The 16,995-nt window shown below is 65.4% G+C and carries 16 protein-coding genes; 8 read left to right on the top strand and 8 right to left on the bottom strand.

Annotated elements, in window-relative coordinates:
• Nucleotides 1-184: 184 nt before the first annotated feature.
• Nucleotides 185-1,801 (bottom strand): peptidoglycan-binding domain-containing protein, encoded by a 1,617-nt coding sequence (locus ACFMBG_RS17110; protein ID WP_421055910.1) that lies wholly within the window; start codon nucleotides 1,799-1,801, stop codon nucleotides 185-187.
• 129 nt (nucleotides 1,802-1,930) lie between these two features.
• Here ACFMBG_RS17110 and lipB point away from each other — a divergent pair, with 129 nt between their 5' ends.
• Entirely contained in the window at nucleotides 1,931-2,581 is a 651-nt protein-coding gene (gene lipB, locus ACFMBG_RS17115; RefSeq protein ID WP_421055911.1) for a lipoyl(octanoyl) transferase LipB, read from the top strand.
• Here lipB and ACFMBG_RS17120 read toward each other — a convergent pair.
• Together ACFMBG_RS17120 and ACFMBG_RS17125 are read right to left on the bottom strand one after the other, a co-directional pair.
• Entirely contained in the window at nucleotides 2,578-4,263 is a 1,686-nt protein-coding gene (locus ACFMBG_RS17120; RefSeq protein ID WP_421055912.1) for an alpha/beta hydrolase, read from the bottom strand. The genes lipB and ACFMBG_RS17120 overlap by 4 nt on opposite strands.
• A gap of 354 nt (nucleotides 4,264-4,617) precedes the next feature.
• Nucleotides 4,618-5,043, bottom strand: a complete 426-nt coding sequence (locus tag ACFMBG_RS17125; RefSeq protein ID WP_421055913.1) for an HIT family protein — start codon at nucleotides 5,041-5,043, stop codon at nucleotides 4,618-4,620.
• A gap of 239 nt (nucleotides 5,044-5,282) precedes the next feature.
• Between ACFMBG_RS17125 and ctaD the strand changes: the two genes are divergently transcribed.
• Entirely contained in the window at nucleotides 5,283-6,956 is a 1,674-nt protein-coding gene (gene ctaD / locus ACFMBG_RS17130) for a cytochrome c oxidase subunit I (RefSeq protein WP_421055914.1), read from the top strand.
• Between the two features lie 151 nt (nucleotides 6,957-7,107).
• A complete protein-coding gene (locus ACFMBG_RS17135; protein WP_421055915.1) occupies nucleotides 7,108-7,590 on the top strand; it encodes a DUF2244 domain-containing protein in 483 nt (160 codons plus the stop codon).
• A 96-nt stretch (nucleotides 7,591-7,686) separates the two neighbouring features.
• Here ACFMBG_RS17135 and ACFMBG_RS17140 read toward each other — a convergent pair whose 3' ends face one another.
• The gene (locus tag ACFMBG_RS17140) at nucleotides 7,687-8,160 is read right to left on the bottom strand and encodes a GatB/YqeY domain-containing protein (protein ID WP_421055916.1); all 474 of its coding nucleotides are present in this window, start codon (nucleotides 8,158-8,160) and stop codon (nucleotides 7,687-7,689) included.
• A gap of 182 nt (nucleotides 8,161-8,342) precedes the next feature.
• On the opposite strand from ACFMBG_RS17140, the gene carA reads away from it, so the two are divergent.
• Both carA and ACFMBG_RS17150 read left to right on the top strand, forming a co-directional pair.
• Nucleotides 8,343-9,503 carry a glutamine-hydrolyzing carbamoyl-phosphate synthase small subunit gene (gene carA, locus ACFMBG_RS17145; RefSeq protein WP_421055917.1) on the top strand — a complete coding sequence of 387 codons (1,161 nt, stop codon included), beginning with the start codon at nucleotides 8,343-8,345 and terminating at the stop codon, nucleotides 9,501-9,503.
• A gap of 108 nt (nucleotides 9,504-9,611) precedes the next feature.
• Complete coding sequence (locus tag ACFMBG_RS17150; RefSeq protein ID WP_421055918.1) at nucleotides 9,612-11,558, top strand: glycosyltransferase; 1,947 nt, start codon at nucleotides 9,612-9,614, stop codon at nucleotides 11,556-11,558.
• Here ACFMBG_RS17150 and ACFMBG_RS17155 read toward each other — a convergent pair.
• Nucleotides 11,518-12,162, bottom strand: a complete 645-nt coding sequence (locus ACFMBG_RS17155; protein WP_421055919.1) for a GntR family transcriptional regulator — start codon at nucleotides 12,160-12,162, stop codon at nucleotides 11,518-11,520. The genes ACFMBG_RS17150 and ACFMBG_RS17155 overlap by 41 nt on opposite strands.
• 142 nt (nucleotides 12,163-12,304) lie before the next feature.
• On the opposite strand from ACFMBG_RS17155, the gene ACFMBG_RS17160 reads away from it, so the two are divergent.
• The 3 genes from ACFMBG_RS17160 (at nucleotide 12,305) to ACFMBG_RS17170 (ending at nucleotide 14,636) form a co-directional block, all read left to right on the top strand.
• Nucleotides 12,305-12,949: a pyrimidine 5'-nucleotidase gene (locus tag ACFMBG_RS17160; RefSeq protein ID WP_421055920.1), complete on the top strand. Its 645-nt coding sequence runs from the start codon at nucleotides 12,305-12,307 to the stop codon at nucleotides 12,947-12,949.
• A gap of 162 nt (nucleotides 12,950-13,111) precedes the next feature.
• Nucleotides 13,112-13,360: a hypothetical protein gene (locus ACFMBG_RS17165; protein WP_421055921.1), complete on the top strand. Its 249-nt coding sequence runs from the start codon at nucleotides 13,112-13,114 to the stop codon at nucleotides 13,358-13,360.
• 79 nt (nucleotides 13,361-13,439) lie between these two features.
• Nucleotides 13,440-14,636, top strand: coding sequence for a UbiH/UbiF family hydroxylase (locus ACFMBG_RS17170; RefSeq protein WP_421055922.1), 1,197 nt, complete (start codon nucleotides 13,440-13,442; stop codon nucleotides 14,634-14,636).
• 75 nt (nucleotides 14,637-14,711) lie between these two features.
• Here the strand turns inward: ACFMBG_RS17170 and ACFMBG_RS17175 are convergent, their stop codons facing one another.
• From ACFMBG_RS17175 to ACFMBG_RS17185, 3 genes are all read right to left on the bottom strand, one after another.
• Entirely contained in the window at nucleotides 14,712-15,836 is a 1,125-nt protein-coding gene (locus ACFMBG_RS17175) for an aminotransferase class V-fold PLP-dependent enzyme (protein WP_421055923.1), read from the bottom strand.
• 198 nt (nucleotides 15,837-16,034) lie between these two features.
• The gene (locus ACFMBG_RS17180; RefSeq protein WP_421055924.1) at nucleotides 16,035-16,493 is read right to left on the bottom strand and encodes an Lrp/AsnC family transcriptional regulator; all 459 of its coding nucleotides are present in this window, start codon (nucleotides 16,491-16,493) and stop codon (nucleotides 16,035-16,037) included.
• Nucleotides 16,490-16,945: an Lrp/AsnC family transcriptional regulator gene (locus ACFMBG_RS17185; RefSeq protein WP_421055925.1), complete on the bottom strand. Its 456-nt coding sequence runs from the start codon at nucleotides 16,943-16,945 to the stop codon at nucleotides 16,490-16,492. Before ACFMBG_RS17185 ends, ACFMBG_RS17180 begins: the two co-directional genes overlap by 4 nt.
• Between the last annotated feature and the right edge of the window lie 50 nt (nucleotides 16,946-16,995).

Here is a 16,995-nt window from a genome sequence, read left to right on the forward strand (position 1 = left end):
TTTGGTTGCATTTAATGTGCCGGGACGCGCGACCCGGTGAATACCGCATTCCATCACCAAAACGTAAATAATCAGCCAAAGCAGCCGCGGTGCCCGGCAATTTTAAGCATTTTCGCCCCCGGCAAATGAAAAGGCCGGCAGTGCTGCCGGCCTCTCCGTTACAAAGGCGGGGAATAGCGGCGCCTCAATCAGACGAGAAAGAGGGCAGCGCCGCCGCGCCGCCGGAGGCCTGCACCGGCTGCACACGTCCGCCCGCAAGCTTGGCAGAGGCCGCCTTGATCAGCTCAGCCCGTCCCGGCTGGCCGGGGGCAAAGACCGGCTCGGTGCCGCTTTCCAGCGAGATCACCGCCATGCCGTACCAGTCCTGCGCTTTATCGGCAGCGTTCGGGGCACCGAAGCCCAGCGCCAGGTGGTGGCCGATCAGCTCCGCATAGGGGCGCTTGCCGATGCCGGTCAGGATCAGTGCGGCGCCCAGGGCCACATCCATGTCATCGCGGCGGTAGCCGGAGAACAGGCAGATCCCGGCGGTATTGGCCAGCTGCTCCAGCGACATGCCGGATTGCAGCACGAATTTCTGCACATCGCCCATCACCTCGCCGCTGCCAGCGGTGCCGAGCTTGGCCAGGAACGGCTGCACGGCAGGGCCGAAGGCATCGCACTGGCTGTCGATCTGCGCTTGCGTCACGCCCTTGACCTTGCCGGCCCGGGTCTCGCCCTCGTTGATGGCATAGGTGCGGGCCAGGCAGAACTGCTCGCCCAGCGCCAGTTCCGGGTCGGTCATGTTATCCGCTGTCATGAAACCGCCGTTGGAGCTGGTCAGCAGACTCACCTTGCTGCAGTAGCTGGTGAGCGAAGCGCTCTCCTGCGGCTGGTCAAACAGGGTGATGCCGCCCAGCGCCGTGCTCTCCTGACCGGCAAAAGCCGTCACCGTGCTGCGGGTCTGCTGCGCGGCCTGCACCGGGGCTTCGGTGCCGGCATCCACCATGCGGCAGACGCCCTGATGGCAGGCAAAGCTGGCCGGCGTCACGCCGCGGGCCAGGAAGTCGTTGCGCTGATACCCCTGCGGGGTAGAGGCAAAGACCATCACCGAGCAATTCGCGGCGCCGCACCAGAAGGAGCTGCCGGAAACCGAGGTGTCCAGCACATAGTCATTGCGGCCGTCCCCGTTCAGGTCCGCCAGCTGCATGAAACCAGTGCGCTGCAGCAGCTGTTCGCCCGAAGGCTCGGAGCTGGCGGCGACTTCATCCACTGCATGGCTGACTTCCGGCGGCAGCCCGCCGTAGGTGTTGCCGCCATAGCTGCTGCCGGCAGTGCGCAGGCCTGCCGCCTCATCGCGCCAGGTATGCAGCAGGCCGCGCACGCCGTGCGGACCCTGCATCGCCTTGATCACCTGCGGGCCGCCGATCTGCGCCCGGTTGTAGGAGCTGACCAGGAAGTTGCGCTCGTAAGGCGCCAGGTAGCCTGTAGCGGGATATCCCATGTGGGCCTGGTACTGGGTAATGGCCGCGCGCGACCGCCGGCCCAGCACCCCGTCCGCGGCACCGGCATGGAAGCCGAAATAATTGAGCGCCACCTGGGTTTCCCGGTTTTCAGCCCGGGCGGCGGAATAGGTTGGCGCCCGGTGGTAGGTCTGGGCCGTGCTGCGCTGGCGCTGCTTGTTCTTGTGAATTTCATTGACGATAACGCCGCCAATGACGCCCCCGACAATTGCGGCGCCCAATTCGTCCGCGATTGCAGGGCCTGTGGCCGAGGTTGCCAGGAATGCGGCGGCCAAGGCCGGCTTGAGCGGCTTGGTAAACATGATACTCGCCCCCTATGGATACTCGTTACGGAATCAGGATACTCCACAGGCAGCGCCTGCACCTAGGGGTTTTCCGGCCGCTTAACCGGCTCACCCCCTGCGCAAGGATGAAAAAGGACAGCTTCGGCCATGGTTGAATGGATCACAGCAGACGGTCTTGTTGAATATGATCAAGCGGTTGCCTTCATGGAGGCGCGCGCCGCGGCAATTGCTGCGGGGTTGGCGGAAGAATGCATCTGGCTGGTCGAACATCCGCCGCTGTACACGGCCGGCACCTCGGCCAGGCGCGAGGACCTGACCGATCCGGACCGTTTCCCGGTCTATGAGAGCAAGCGCGGCGGCCAGTACACCTATCACGGGCCGGGCCAGCGCGTGGTCTATGTAATGCTGAACGTGGGCCAGCGCGGCCACGATGTGCGCCGTTTCGTGCAGCAGCTGGAAAGCTGGGTGATCGCTGCGCTCGACGAGTTCAACATCAAGGGCCACATCCGCGAAGGCCGGGTCGGCGTCTGGGTCGAGCGCCCGGACAAGCCGCGCACTGTCTCTGGCGGCATGGCAGAGGACAAGATCGCGGCGATCGGCATCCGCCTGCGCAAATGGGTGAGCTTCCACGGCATCTCGATCAACGTCGAGCCGGAGCTGGAGCATTTCACCGGCATCGTGCCCTGCGGCATCACCGAATACGGGGTTACCAGCCTGGTCGACCTGGGGCTGCCGGTCACCCTGGCGGATGTGGATGTCGCCCTCAAACGCAGCTTCGGGCAGGTGTTCGGAGACTAGGACCCGCCCCTTGCGTCTGCGGCAAAATCCTGCAGCGCGGTCAGGACCAGCTCGGGAAAGGTGTAAAACAGCAATGCCCCCGCCTCCTGGCTGACGCACAGCCGGGCACCGCCAAGCCCGTTCAGGGCTTCCCGCACCGTCTGCAGCGGCGCAACGTTGTCCTCGCCACCGTGCAGGAAGACCGCACGCGTATCGCGGGTCAGAGGCAGGTTTTTGACGCCCTGCCGCATCATCCGCACATCCGTCAGGAACCCGGCACCGCCCTGCTGCAGGAACAGCGCCTGGCTTTGCTGCAACAGAGGCAGCAGCTCCATCTGCGCCAGCTTGGCCCGCTCCCGGCTGCCGCGGGCGGTCTGGATCCGCAGCAGGGCCTTGTGGCCGTACCAATGCAGGGCGCCGGGCCAGCCCTTCATCAGCAGCGGCAGCAGCCAGCTGGCCCGCGCAGAGCAGAAAGCAACCAGCCAGGCATAACCGCTGAGGCTGGAGAATTGCCGCGGCGGCGTGAGCGCGCAGTTCGATGCCACCGCCACCAGGCCGCTGATCCGGTTGTGAAGGCGGTTGGCGGCGCGGCAGCCGTACAGCGCGCCGCCGCGGTGGCTGAGCAGCACCGGGCGCTGCAGGTTCTCGCGGATGATCAGCGCCTCCAGCTGCCGCACAAAGGCGTCCGCCGGATCCTCGCCGTGCGGCAGCGGAGCCGAGCCGCCATAGCCGGCCCGCATCGGCGCATAGACCCGGAACCCAAGCGTGCGCAGCTGCGGCTGCAGCCGCTGCAGCGGCGCGATGCCGTCCAGCACCCCATGCACATAGATCACCGGCTTGCCGGTCTCGGCGCCGAGGCGGAAGTACTGGCAGCGCTGCCCGCTGCTGTCCTGGAACTCCTCAGCGGGCGGCAGCAGTTCGCCGCGGGCGATTTTCAGATCCCGGGCGTGCTCATTCATCAGGAAGGCCGCCAGCCGGATCAGCTCCGCCGTGCCCGGCGCCCCCGCCCGGGCCGCCATCTGCCGCAGCGCCTCCGCCACCCTGCCGCCTGGGCCGCTCATCACCGCCTTCAGCGGTTCAAGACCGGATCCGTGCAGGCCAAGGGCCGCGGCAACCGGCCCCGCGGCCTCAGCGTTCCACTCCCAGTCCAGAAGCTCTGCCATCACCGCTGCAGGGGCGCCACCGGCATTGCCCTGCCGGACCGGACGGCACAGGAACCGCTCGCCGGGGCGGCAGGTGCCCAGCACCAGCACATCCTGCCACGAGAACGCCCCCTGGCGTACCTGTTCCAGGAAGTTGTGCCACCGGTCCGCAGCCGCCGGGGTCAGCCCCATGGCCGCTGGAAGATCACTGCAGCCCATCAATTGCCGCGCCGCCCGCTGCGAGGCATTGAGCAGCCTGCTGCCGGACCCGGTCCCGGCCAGCAGCCAGAACCGGTTGCAGGCCCCTGAATATTTGCTGGGGTGCGGCCGCCCGGCCTGCTCCCATTGCTGTTCCTGGATTTGCGCCGCGCGGGCAAAATGCGCCTGCAGCACCGGCGCCCTGCGCAGGCGCGGCAGTGCCCCCTCGCCCGCAAGCGGCTCCTCCGCCCCATGCGATCCGGAGAAAAACCGGTCAAATTGCTCCGGCCGGATCATCGTCTCGTAAATTGCGGCTACGGCCTGATCCTGCGACAAGGCCTGCGCGCGGTACAAGAGCGTCACTGCGCCCCTCCAATACTGCTTTGGGCCAAAGAGACTGCGCGCCCCGCAAGCATACGGCCTTGTGCCGGCGCAGCGGCCAGCATTCCTCAGGCCATCAGCCTGTCAAAAGAAAAAACCCGGCATTTGCCGCCCCCAACAGAGCGGGCAATCGGTGCCGGACCACCCCAATTCTTGGGGGCCCATACGCTTGGGCGCGTGCGCCCTCTCTGACTTACAACCAATCTGAGAAACAGCTATGATCAAATTCAACCGAAATTCAACATTTAATTCAAATGCACATATTCACAGGGAAAGTTCAGCGGGAAGACGCCGCTGCACTGGCGGCGTCCCCGGATCAGGAGCGGGCGGCGGCGGTCAGCCGTCTGCCAGCGCCGCGCGGATCTTTTCTGCCAGCGCCTGGATCTGCTCCATATCGCCCATCTGCCCCGGCGGCCGCAGCCGGTCGCCCTCCTTGCGCGGCAGCACATGCATGTGCAGGTGAAAGACCTCCTGCCCGCCGGCCGCCTCGTTGAACTGCTGCACAGTGACGCCATCCGCGCCCAGCGCCTTGATCACCGCTTGGGACAGCTTCTGCACCGTCTGCATCACCGCCGCCATCTGCGCCGGGCTGGCATCCAGCAGGTTGCGGCAAGGCGTTTTCGGAATCACCAGCAGATGCCCGTCCGAACGCGGCATGATATCCATGAAGGCCAGCGTCTCATCGTCCTCGTAAACACGGGTCGAGGGGATCTCGCCGCGCAGGAGCTTGGCAAAGATGTTGTCGGGATCATATGCGGGCATGCGCCTGTCCTCCTTAATGAATGGCTTCGCTCCGGTTGTGCGCGTGCCCGGACCCCGGGTCAAGCGCCGTTGGACCGAAGCACAGCCTGCGGTTTCAAGGCCCTGCGGCAATAAATCTTGATCCAGATCAAACTCCGCCATTGAAGGCCCCGGCGGGCCATTCTAATACTCCCAAGGAATCCAGGCCGCCCGGAGTCCGTCTCCGGGGGCCTTTCGTTATGCAACAGGAGGCACCTTAAATGGCAGACGCAGCCATTCATGGTCACGGCCACGAGGACGAGCGGGGCTTTTTCACCCGCTGGTTCATGAGCACGAACCATAAGGATATCGGCATTCTCTACCTGATCGTCTCGGCGATCGCAGGTCTCATCTCCGTCATCTTCACCGTCTACATGCGGCTCGAGCTGATGGACCCCGGCGTTCAGTACATGTGCTTGGAGGGTGCGCGCATGTTCGCAGACGCCTCCGCGGAATGTACTCCGAACGGCCACCTCTGGAACGTGATGATCACCGCCCACGGCATCCTGATGATGTTCTTCGTGGTGATCCCGGCGCTGTTCGGCGGTTTCGGCAACTATTTCATGCCGCTGCAGATCGGCGCGCCGGACATGGCCTTCCCGCGCATGAACAACCTGTCGTTCTGGATGTATGTCGCAGGCACCTCGCTGGCGGTTCTCTCGGTTGTCTCCCCGGGCGGCAATGACCAGCTGGGCTCCGGCGTGGGCTGGGTTCTGTACCCGCCGCTGTCCGTGAACGAAGGCGGCTACTCGATGGACCTGGCAATCTTTGCCGTGCACGTCTCCGGCGCGTCGTCCATCCTTGGTGCGATCAACATGATCACCACCTTCCTGAACATGCGCGCCCCGGGCATGACCCTGTTCAAGGTGCCGCTGTTCTCCTGGTCGATCTTCGTCACCTCCTGGCTGATCCTGCTGTCGCTGCCGGTTCTGGCCGGCGCCATCACCATGCTGCTGATGGACCGCAACTTCGGCTTCACCTTCTTTGATGCAGCCGGCGGCGGCGACCCGATCCTGTACCAGCACATCCTGTGGTTCTTCGGCCACCCGGAAGTGTACATCGTGATCCTGCCGGGCTTCGGCATCATCTCCCACGTCATCGCCACCTTCGCGCGCAAGCCGGTCTTCGGCTACCTGCCGATGGTCTGGGCGATCATCGCGATCGGCGTGCTCGGCTTCGTCGTGTGGGCGCACCACATGTACACCGTCGGCATGTCGCTGAACCAGCAGGCCTACTTCATGCTCGCCACCATGGTGATCGCGGTTCCGACCGGCGTGAAGGTGTTCTCCTGGATCGCCACCATGTGGGGCGGCTCCATCGAATTCAAGGCTCCGATGATGTTCGCCTTCGGCTTCCTGTTCCTGTTCACCGTCGGCGGTGTGACCGGCGTGGTGCTGTCGCAGGCTTCCGTGGACCGTGCCTATCACGATACCTACTACGTGGTTGCGCACTTCCACTACGTGATGTCGCTGGGTGCGGTGTTTGCGATCTTCGCAGGCGTCTACTTCTACTTCGGCAAGATGACCGGCCGCCAGTACAACGAGCTGGGCGCCCAGATCCACTTCTGGCTGTTCTTCATCGGCGCCAACCTGACCTTCTTCCCGCAGCACTTCCTGGGCCGTCAGGGCATGCCGCGCCGGTACATCGACTACCCGGAAGGTTTCGCCTACTGGAACAAGATCTCGTCCTACGGCGCGTTCATCTCCTTTGCCTCGTTCCTGCTGTTCTTCGGCGTGGTGATCTATTCGCTGCTGCGCGGCGCCCGCGTCACCCAGAACAACTACTGGAACGAATACGCGGACACCCTGGAGTGGACCCTGCCCTCTCCGCCGCCGGAGCACACCTTCGAAATCCTGCCCAAGCAGGAAGAGTGGGACCGCTCGCATTCGCACTAAGCGGCTGAGACACTGACATTCGAAAGGCCCCGGAGCTGATGCTCCGGGGCCTTTTTTCCGACGCCTGCCCGCGGTAAAAACCCGCAGTGGAATTTCTGCCTTTCCGGCACATCTTTAAAAGAGACTCATCTTCCTCAGCAGGCGCAATCCGATGCCCTACAATTGGACCCGACCGCAAACCGGCGCTGAGCGCGAGCTGCACCTCTGGCCGCATCAATCGCTGCCGCCCCGCGGCTACGCGCGGTTCCTGGGACTGACCGCGGTGCTGATCTGCGTGCCGCTGATCCCGGTGCTGGGCTCGGTCCTGCTGTGGGGGCTGCTGCCGTTCCTGCTGCTCACATTATTCGGCATGAAATGGGCGCTGGACCGCAGCCGCCGCGACCACCAGATCCTGGAGGTGCTCACCATCGGCCCGCAGGACGCCCACCTCGAGCGGATCAACCCGGATGGCAGGCGGCAAAGCTGGCACTGCAACCGCTACTGGGCCCGCGTCGAGATGCACGACCATGACGGCCCGGTGCCGCATTACGTCACCCTGCACGGCTGCGGCCGCGAGGTGGAGATCGGCGCCTTCCTGTCAGAGGAGGAGCGGGTCGCTCTCTATGGCGACCTCAGGTCCGCCTTTTCGCGGTAGCCCAAACGAAAAGGGGCCCGGAAGACCGGACCCTTTCGCTTCTTTCTGGTCTTAAATACCCGCGCCGCAGGCAGCGCGCGCCAGCGCGCTTTACCGTCAGCAATCACCCTTGCTGCAGAGCTGGTCCTTGACCATCGGCCCGGCTTTGCCGAAATCCATCTGGCCGGTGTATTTGGCCTTCAGCGCGGCCATCACCTTGCCCATGTCGCGAATCGATTCGGCGCCGGTCTCAGCCACCGCGGCGGTGATCGCGTCGGCGGCCTCCTCGTCGCTCAGCTGCTGCGGCAGGAATTCCTCGATGATGGCGATCTCGCCCAGCTCCCGCTCCGCCAGATCCAGCCGCCCGCCTTCCTCATAGGCGCGGGCGCTTTCCTTGCGCTGCTTGGTCATCTTGCCCAGAATGGCCAGGATTTCCTCTTCTCCGATGCCGCCCTCCTCGCCGTCGGCGCGGGCGGCGATTTCCCGGTCCTTGATCGCAGCATTGATCAGCCGCAGCGTACACAGCCGCTCCGCCGCCTTGTCTTTCATCGCTTGCTTCAGGGCCTGATTGACCCGGGTGTGCGTATCCATATTCAAAAGCATCCCCATGGTTGCCGGACACCGATGGTTATCCATTCTGGTGCCGCTGTGCAAGTTTACAGTAAATTTTCACTGCCGGACCCCGCGTCAGCCTGCCCGCCCCTTGCAGGCTTGACCCGCTGCCGCGCCCCCCTTACAAGCCCATGAATTTCACCCGCATGGAGACTCGCGCAATGGCCGCTTCCGCCCCGACCAAGCCCACCGCATGCCTGGCGCTCGCTGATGGCACCGTCTTTTACGGCACCGGTTTCGGCGCCACCGGCGAAACCGTGGCCGAGCTCTGCTTCAACACCGCGATGACCGGCTACCAGGAGATCATGACCGATCCCTCCTACGCCGGGCAGATCGTCACCTTCACCTTCCCCCACATCGGCAACACCGGCGTCACGCCGGAGGATGACGAGACCGCCGATCCCGTCGCCGCCGGCATGGTGGTGAAATGGGATCCGACGCTGGCGTCGAACTGGCGCGCGACGGAAGAACTGAAGGACTGGCTCACCCGCACCGGCCGCATCGCCATCGGCGGCGTCGACACCCGCCGCCTGACCCGGGCGATCCGCCAGCAGGGCGCGCCGCACGTCGCGCTGGCGCATGACCCGGAGGGCAACTTCGACATCGAGGCGCTGGTCGCCAAGGCACGGGAATGGTCCGGCCTGGTCGGCCTCGACCTGGCCAAGGACGTGACCTGCGCCCAAAGCTACCGCTGGGACGAGATGCGCTGGGCCTGGCCGGACGGCTACAGCCGCCAGGAAGCCCCCAAGCACAAGGTTGTCGCTGTCGACTATGGCGCCAAGCGCAACATCCTGCGCTGCCTGGCCTCGGCTGGCTGCGACGTCACCGTGCTGCCCGCGACCGCAACGGCGGAAGAGGTGCTGGCGCACAATCCGGACGGCGTGTTCCTGTCCAACGGCCCGGGCGATCCGGCGGCCACCGGCGAATACGCGGTGCCGATGATCCAGGAAGTGCTGAAAGCCGACTTGCCGGTGTTCGGCATCTGCCTCGGCCACCAGATGCTGGCGCTGGCGCTGGGGGCCAAGACCGTCAAGATGAACCACGGCCACCACGGCGCCAACCACCCGGTCAAGGAGCATTCCACCGGCAAGGTGGAGATCACCTCGATGAACCACGGCTTTGCGGTGGACGCGCAGACCCTGCCCGAGGGCGTCGAGGAGACCCATGTGTCGCTGTTCGACGGCTCCAACTGCGGCATCCGGATCTCCGGCCGTCCGGTCTATTCGGTGCAGCACCACCCCGAGGCCAGCCCAGGCCCGCAGGACAGCTTCTACCTGTTCGAGCGCTTTGCCGAGGCGATGGCCGAGCGCAAATCTGCGTAAAAAATCTGTTAACCATGCTGCCCGGCGGCATGGTTAACGCCTCATTTACCAACTCTTAACCCCTCGCCGCCAGCCTGAACCCCTCTGGTTTCAAGGTGCGGACAGGCGATGGGTATAGTGTCACAGCCGCTGCGGCAGCTTCGGCCGCCGCAGCACCGAAAGCCCCCGCAGCAGGGCCTGGCAGCAGCTGTGCCGCCGCCGCTGGACAGCCGCAGCATGATGAAGGCGCTGGCGCTGCGCCAGCACCAGAAGGCGGCGCTGGGGCGGGTGCTGGTGGCCGAAGGGCTGGCCAGCGAGGACCAGGTGCAGGACATGCTGGCCCGCCAGTACCGGATGCAGCGCGCCGATCTGACCGGCCAGGTTACCAACGCCCGGCTGCTGGCCCGCAAGCCCGCTCAATTCTGGCTGCGCCATTGCGCCCTGCCCTGGCTGCAGCTGGGCCAGACCGTCACCGTTGCCATCGCCCACCCCGACCGGTTCGAGGCGTTGCAGCGCGAATTGCAGGGCACTTTCCCCGGCATCACCCCGGTGCTGGCCAGTGAGGCGCAGATAACCGCCCTGCTCACCGCCCATTTCAGCCCGGCCCTGGTGCGCCAGGCCAGCAGCAGCGTGGTGCCGCGGCTCAGCTGCCGCACCCTGCAGCCCGCCAGGGGCCGCGCCGTTGCAACCGCCTGCGCCCTGCCCGCGCTGTATCTGTCCTGCACCGCGCCGACGGCGGTCTTTGCCGTCCTCAGCCTGCTGGCGCTCCTGTCGGTGCTGCTGTTTTCTGCTCTGAAGCTCTGCGGGCTGGCCGCCTGCTGGTCCGCCCGCGCCCGCAGGCGCCGCGCGGCCCAGCCGCCGCAACCTGCCGCCCGCCGGGCAGGCGAGCCTGAACGGCCAGTCATTTCGGTCATGGTCCCGCTCTACAAGGAGGCCGAGATCAGCCGCGCCCTGCTCACCCGCATCCGCAAGCTCAGCTACCCCCGGGCCTTGACCGATGTGATCCTGGTGCTTGAGGAGCACGACAGCGTCACCCGGGGCGCGCTGAACAACACCCGCCTGCCGCCCTGGATCCGGGTGGTAGAGGTACCGGCCTTCGGCGGGCTGACCACCAAGCCGCGGGCGATGAACTATGCGCTGAACTACTGCCGCGGATCGGTCATCGGCGTCTGGGACGCCGAAGATGCGCCCGAGGCTGACCAGCTTGATAAAGTGGCGCGGGCCTTTGCCCGGGCGGACAGCAAGACCGCCTGCTACCAGGGTGTTCTCGACTATTACAACCCGCACACCAACTGGATCTCGCGCTGCTTCACGCTGGAATACGGCAGCTGGTTCCGCATCGTTCTGCAAGGCATTGCCCGGCTGGGCCTGGTGGTGCCGCTGGGCGGGACCACCATGTTTGTCCGCCGCCGGGTGCTGGAGGAGCTGGGCGGCTGGGACGCCCACAACGTGACCGAGGATGCCGACCTGGGAGTCCGCCTGTACCGCGCCGGCTACCGCACCGAGATGCTGCCCAGCACCACCTACGAGGAGGCGAACTGGCGCCCCTGGCCCTGGGTCAAGCAGCGCTCGCGCTGGCTGAAGGGGTTCATGGTGACCTACCTGGTGCACATGCGCCAGCCGCTGCGGCTGCTGGGCGACCTCGGCTGGAAACGCTTCCTGGGGTTTCAGGCGTTCTTCCTGGGCACCCTTGGGCAGTTCCTGTTAGCGCCGGTCCTGTGGTCCTTCTGGCTCATCGCCCTGGGCCTGCCGCATCCCAGCGAAGGCGCGGTACCGCCGCTGCTGCTGACGCTGGCGGCGGCAGCGCTGGTGTTCTTCGAACTCCTGGGCCTCCTCATCAGCATCACCGCCGCCCGGGTCATGGGACACCCCTGGCTGGCCGTCTGGGCGCCTGCGATGATCTTCTACTTCCCGATGGGCGCCCTCGCCGCCGCCAAGGCGGCTTATGAGCTGCTGGCCCGCCCCTTTTTCTGGGACAAGACGGCGCATGGCGTCAAACCCGCCGCCGCCCGGCGCGGACGCCAGTTCAGGCGGTTCATCCCCGCCCGCTGGCGTCCTGCTTCAGCCGCGTCATGAAGGCAATCGAGATGTGATCCTTCAGCGCCTGGCCCGCAGCCTCCTCGTCACGGCGGCTGATCGCGTCGACAATCCCCTTGTGCTCGGACTGGGCGATCTCGCTGCGCCCCTCCGCCGCCAGCGAGGTGGTCGCCATCAGCGCCATGGTCCGGTGCACCAGATCCAGCTGCTGCACCAGGTACCGGTTGTGCGAGGCCAGGTGGATCTGCTCATGGAAACGGCGGTTGGCCTTGGATAGCTCCGCCGGATTGCCGATCAGCGCGTCGTCCGCCTCAACCATCTCCTTCAGCACCTTGATCTCTTCCTCGGTGGCATGGCGCGCCGCCAGCCGCGCCGCCAGCCCCTCCAGCTCGCGCCGCACCACATACAGCTCCGCCATCTGGTTGTGATCCAGCGAGGCCACTATCAGCGACCGCCCGTCGCGCTCCAGCAGCGATTGCGTCTCCAGCCGCTGCAGCGCCTCGCGGATCGGGGTGCGCGACACGCCGAACCGGTCGGCCAGGTCGCTCTCCACCAGCCGGTCGCCCGGTTTGTAGATCCCCGAGTCGATCGCCTCGAGGATCAGCGCATAGGCATCTTTCTGGTTGCTGCGGCTCTGGCTCATTGTCTTTCCTGTCTTTTCCGGCCCGACAATCTCTACAGCCCGGGGGGCAGCAATCAACCCTGATGGCGCCAATGTGCTGAAAACCCGCAGGTAAAATGCGCTTTTGATTGCAATCGCGGCAATACCGCCCTAATCCGGCGGCATGCCCAAACAGTCCTTTTCGCACGTCTCCCAGTGGGTCTTCGACCTCGACAACACCCTGTACCACCCGTCCGCGCGGCTGTTCGACCAGATCGAGGTGAAGATGACCGCCTATGTGATGGAGGTCCTCAAGGTAGACCGGGCCGAGGCCGACCGCTTGCGCAGCCACTACTGGCGCGAGCACGGCACCACCCTGGCAGGCCTCATGCGAGAGCACGATCTGGACCCGGAGCCCTATCTGGTGGCGGTGCATGACATCTCGATGGACCACCTGGAAGAGGACGCCGCGCTGGCGGCGGGCATCCGCAACCTGCCGGGCAAGAAGATCGTCTACACCAACGGCTCTGCCCCCTATGCCGAACGGGTGCTGGCAGCGCGGGGGCTGTCGGGGCTGTTCGACGGGATCTTTGGCGTCGAGCACGCCGACTACCATCCGAAACCGGAACGCCGCGCCTTTGACCGCGTCTTTGCCCGCGCGGGCGTGGCCCCGCAGCAAGCCGCGATGTTCGAGGATGACGAACGCAATCTCGCCGCTCCGCATGAGATGGGCATGCGCACGGTGCATGTGGCGCCCAAGCCCGTGGCCGCCACGCATATTCACCATCATTCGGACAACCTGGCCGGTTTTCTGGCAAAGCTGATCTGATTTCGCTTCGCTGCCGGCGGCGCGTTCGGGACCCAATTGCCGCATTTCTGCAAGTGCACAATCGCATACCGGCAAATCTTCGCACCTGCGGCAAAATATACCTGTTTGCCGCATGTTTTCCTCCTTATATGCGCCGCGAAACGTAACGTAGGAGCCCGACCGATGAGCGCATATGCCCTTCCCGCACAACTGACCCTGTGGCAGCGAATCCTGTTTGCCGTGCCGCTGCTGGGGCGGATGATCAAGGAGGTCGCCTATGGCCCGGAAGAGAACCTCTATTACGCCATCGCCACCTTCGTCAGCCTGTGGGGCTGCTCGATCATGCTGTTCGGCATTCCGGGCCTCTACATCCCGGCGCTGTGCATGGTGCCGGTGATGTTCACCCTGCTGATCACCATCACCCGCGGCTAAGCGCCCTATCTGCCGGTACCGGCTTGTCATTCCCTGCCGTCCGGGCCTATCTCTGGCCCCAGAACGGAGGGCTGACGAGATGGCCGATACCTGCGATATCCTGATTTCCGGCGGCGGCATTGCGGGATTGACCGCAGCCGCCGCTTTTGCGTCCAGCGGCTTCAGCGTGATCTGCGCCGACCCGGCACCGCCGGTGACAGAACGCGACGCCGAAGGCTCCGACCTGCGCACCACCGCGTTTTTGCAGCCCGCACAAGGGCTGCTGGCACGCTGCGGCATCTGGGCACGGCTGGAAGAGCACGCCGCGCCGTTGCAGATCATGCGTATCGTCGATGCCGGCGGCGCCCGGCCCGAACCGCGGGTGGTCAAGGATTTCAACGCCGCCGATATCTCCGACCAGCCCTTTGGGTGGAACCTGCCCAACTGGCTGCTGCGGCGCGAGATGATCGCCCGGCTGGCGGAGCTGCCCAGCGTGGACCTGCGCTTTGGCACCGGCACCACGGCCCTGTTCACCCGCACCGACGAGGCGCGCGTCAGCCTCAGCGACGGCAGCCAGGTGACAGCTAAGCTGGTGGTCGCCTGCGACGGCCGCAACTCGCCGATGCGCGAGGCGGCGGGTATTCCGGTGAAAACCACCCGCTACGGGCAAAAGGCGCTGGCCTTTGCGGTGACCCACCCGGTGCCGCATGAGAACGTCTCGACCGAGATCCACCGCTCCGGCGGCCCTTTCACCCTGGTGCCGCTGCCCGACTACCAGGGCCAGCCGTCCTCGGCCATTGTCTGGATGGAGCGCGGCCCGCGCGCGCAGGAACTCTTGAACCTGGAGCCGGCCGCCTTTGAGGCCGCCATGACGAAGCGCAGCTGCGGGCTGTTCGGCGATCTGAAACTGGCGTCGCGCCGCACCATCTGGCCGATCATCAGCCAGTCGGCGGAGCGGCTGAACGGCGAACGGCTGGCACTGATGGCCGAAGCCGCCCATGTGGTGCCGCCGATCGGCGCCCAGGGCCTCAACATGTCCTTGGGCGACCTGCGCAGCCTCTTGGAGCTGGCCCAAGCCCGCCCCGAGGGCCTGGGCGACGCAGCAATGCTGGCGGCCTACCACAAGGCCCGCCACAATGAGATCCTGCTGCGGGTGAAGGGCATCGACCTCTTGAACCGCACCTCAATGCTGGCCCCGCGCCCGCTGCGCGACCTGCGCGCTTTTGGCCTCAACGCGCTCTATTCGCTGGCGCCGGTGCGCAAGACGCTGATGCAGATGGGGCTGGGGGTTAAGTAAAGAAAAGCGGCTTTCCTGATGGAAAGCCGCTGCCTCCGGCGGGAGTATTTCCGGAAAGATGAAACGCCGGTGCGTTTACAGCACCTGATCCACCACGGTTTTCAGCCGCGCCAGGGTGGCATCCACATCATACAGCTTGTCGAGGCCGAACAGGCCCAGGCGGAAGGTGCGGAAATCGGCGGGTTCGTCGCACTGCAGCGGCACGCCTGCCGCGATCTGGGTGCCCAGCGCCAGGAACTTCTTGCCGTTCTGCACCTCCGGATCGCTGGTGTAGCTCACCACCACGCCCGGCGCGCCAAAGCCGTCCGCGGCAACCGAGGTGATGCCCTTTTCCTTCAGCATCGCGCGCACGCCGTTGCCCAGCTTCCACTGCGCTTCGCGCAGGCGCTCAAAGCCGTATTCCTTGGTCTCCAGCATGGTGTCGCGGAAGGCGCGCAGCGCATCCGTCGGCATGGTGGCGTGATAGGCGTGGCCGCCGTCCTCATAGGCCTTCATGATGGTGCGCCACTGTTTCAGGTTGATGGCAAAGCTGTCCGACGTGGTTTCCTCCAGACGCGCCAGCGCCTTCTCCGAGAACATCACCAGACCGGCCGAGGGCGAGGCGCTCCAGCCCTTCTGCGGGGCGGAGATCAGCACATCGACGCCGGTGGCCTTCATGTCCACCCAGGCGCAGCCCGACGCGATGCAGTCCAGCACCATCAGCGCACCGACCTCATGCGCGGCGGCGGCCATGGCGGTCACATAATCATCCGGCAGGATCACCCCGGCGGCGGTTTCCACATGCGGGGCAAAGACGATGTCCGGCTTCTGCTCCTTGATCGCAGCAACCACCTCACCAATCGGCGCGGGCTCAAAAGGCGAGGCCGATTCATTGCCGGTGCGGCGCGCCTTCATCACAGTCGAGGACGCGGTAAAGCCGCCCGCCTCGAAAATCTGGCTCCAGCGGTAGGAGAACCAGCCATTCCTGACCACCAGCGCGCTGGCGCCGCGGGCGAACTGGCGCGCCACCGCCTCCATCGCATAGGTGCCGCCGCCGGGCACCAGGGCCACGGCCTCGGCGTTATAGACCTCCTTGAGCATCGCGTTGATGTCCAGCATCACGGCCTGGAAGGCCTTGGACATGTGATTGAGCGAACGGTCGGTGAACACCACCGAGAATTCATCCAGACCCTGCGGGTCGACGGTATCGAGCAATGCCATTGCGGCCTCCCTGAAATGTCTCCTGAAACGGCTAGCCGGTGCTGCGGGCTTTGGCAAACCCTGACTTGGCATACACCGGAGCGGCCGTTCTCCGAAGGGTGATATTGACGCCAGCCCGGCAAAAAGACAGCCCAGTCACGACAGAAATCCCCCGCATTTGCGCCAAGCCGGTTTCTGATCGGCAACAAAAGGGCAGCTTCAGCCCAGCGGCCCCGGCCTGCGCTCCTCGCTCAAGAGCACATTCGCCTCCACATTGCCGACGCCCGGCAGGGTCATCACCCGGCGGCGCAGCACGCGCTCAAAATCGGAGATGTCCCGCGCCGTCACCCGCAGGCGGTAGTCATACATGCCCAGCACATGTTCCACCGTCTGCACCTCGGGGATGGCCGAGACTGCGCGCTCGAAATCCTCCAAGGAGACCCTGCCCTTGGTCGCCAGCTTGACGCCCAGAAAGACGGTAACTCCAAACCCCAGCTTCTCCTTGTCGAGCTCCAGCTTGCGGCCCGCGATGATGCCCGCCTCCTGCAACCGCTTGATCCGCCGCCAGGTGGCTGGCTGGCTGAGCCCCAGCTGCCGCCCCAGGGCGCCCGCCGACTGGGTGGCATCCTCCGACAAGGCCCGCAGCAGGGCAAAATCGAGATCGTCCAGCGCGGTCATACCGGCAGCACCTCATCCGACTTGATCCGCGCCACATGCATCAGCGCCTCGATATCGGCGATATGCGGCAGCGTCAGGATGCGCGTGCGGTAGATCTGCTGGTAGTGCGGCATATCGCGCGCAATTACCGAAAGCCGCACGTCGACCTGGCCCAGGAAGGTCTGGATCTCCAGCACTTCCGGGATGTCGCGGGCGGCGGCAATGAACTCGTCAAAGGCGCGCGGATTGGTCTTGTCCAGCGTCACCCGCAGGGAGACCTCCACCGCGTAACCCAGGCTGCGCCAGTTGATCACCGCCCGCTGGCCCAGGATCACGCCGCTGTCGCGCAGCTTCTCCAGCCGCCGCGACAGCCGCGAGGCGGTCATGCCCAGCCGGTCGGCCAGGTCCGGAATCGATTGCTCCGGATCGCTTTGCATGTGGCGGAGAATGCGCCGGTCGAGATCATCAAGCATGATTTCATCACTATCAGGCAAAAAAACGAATGACTAGCGCAAATAAATTG

This window comes from Leisingera coralii (genome assembly GCF_049056525.1).
GTDB classification, from domain to species: Bacteria; Pseudomonadota; Alphaproteobacteria; order Rhodobacterales; family Rhodobacteraceae; genus Leisingera; species Leisingera coralii.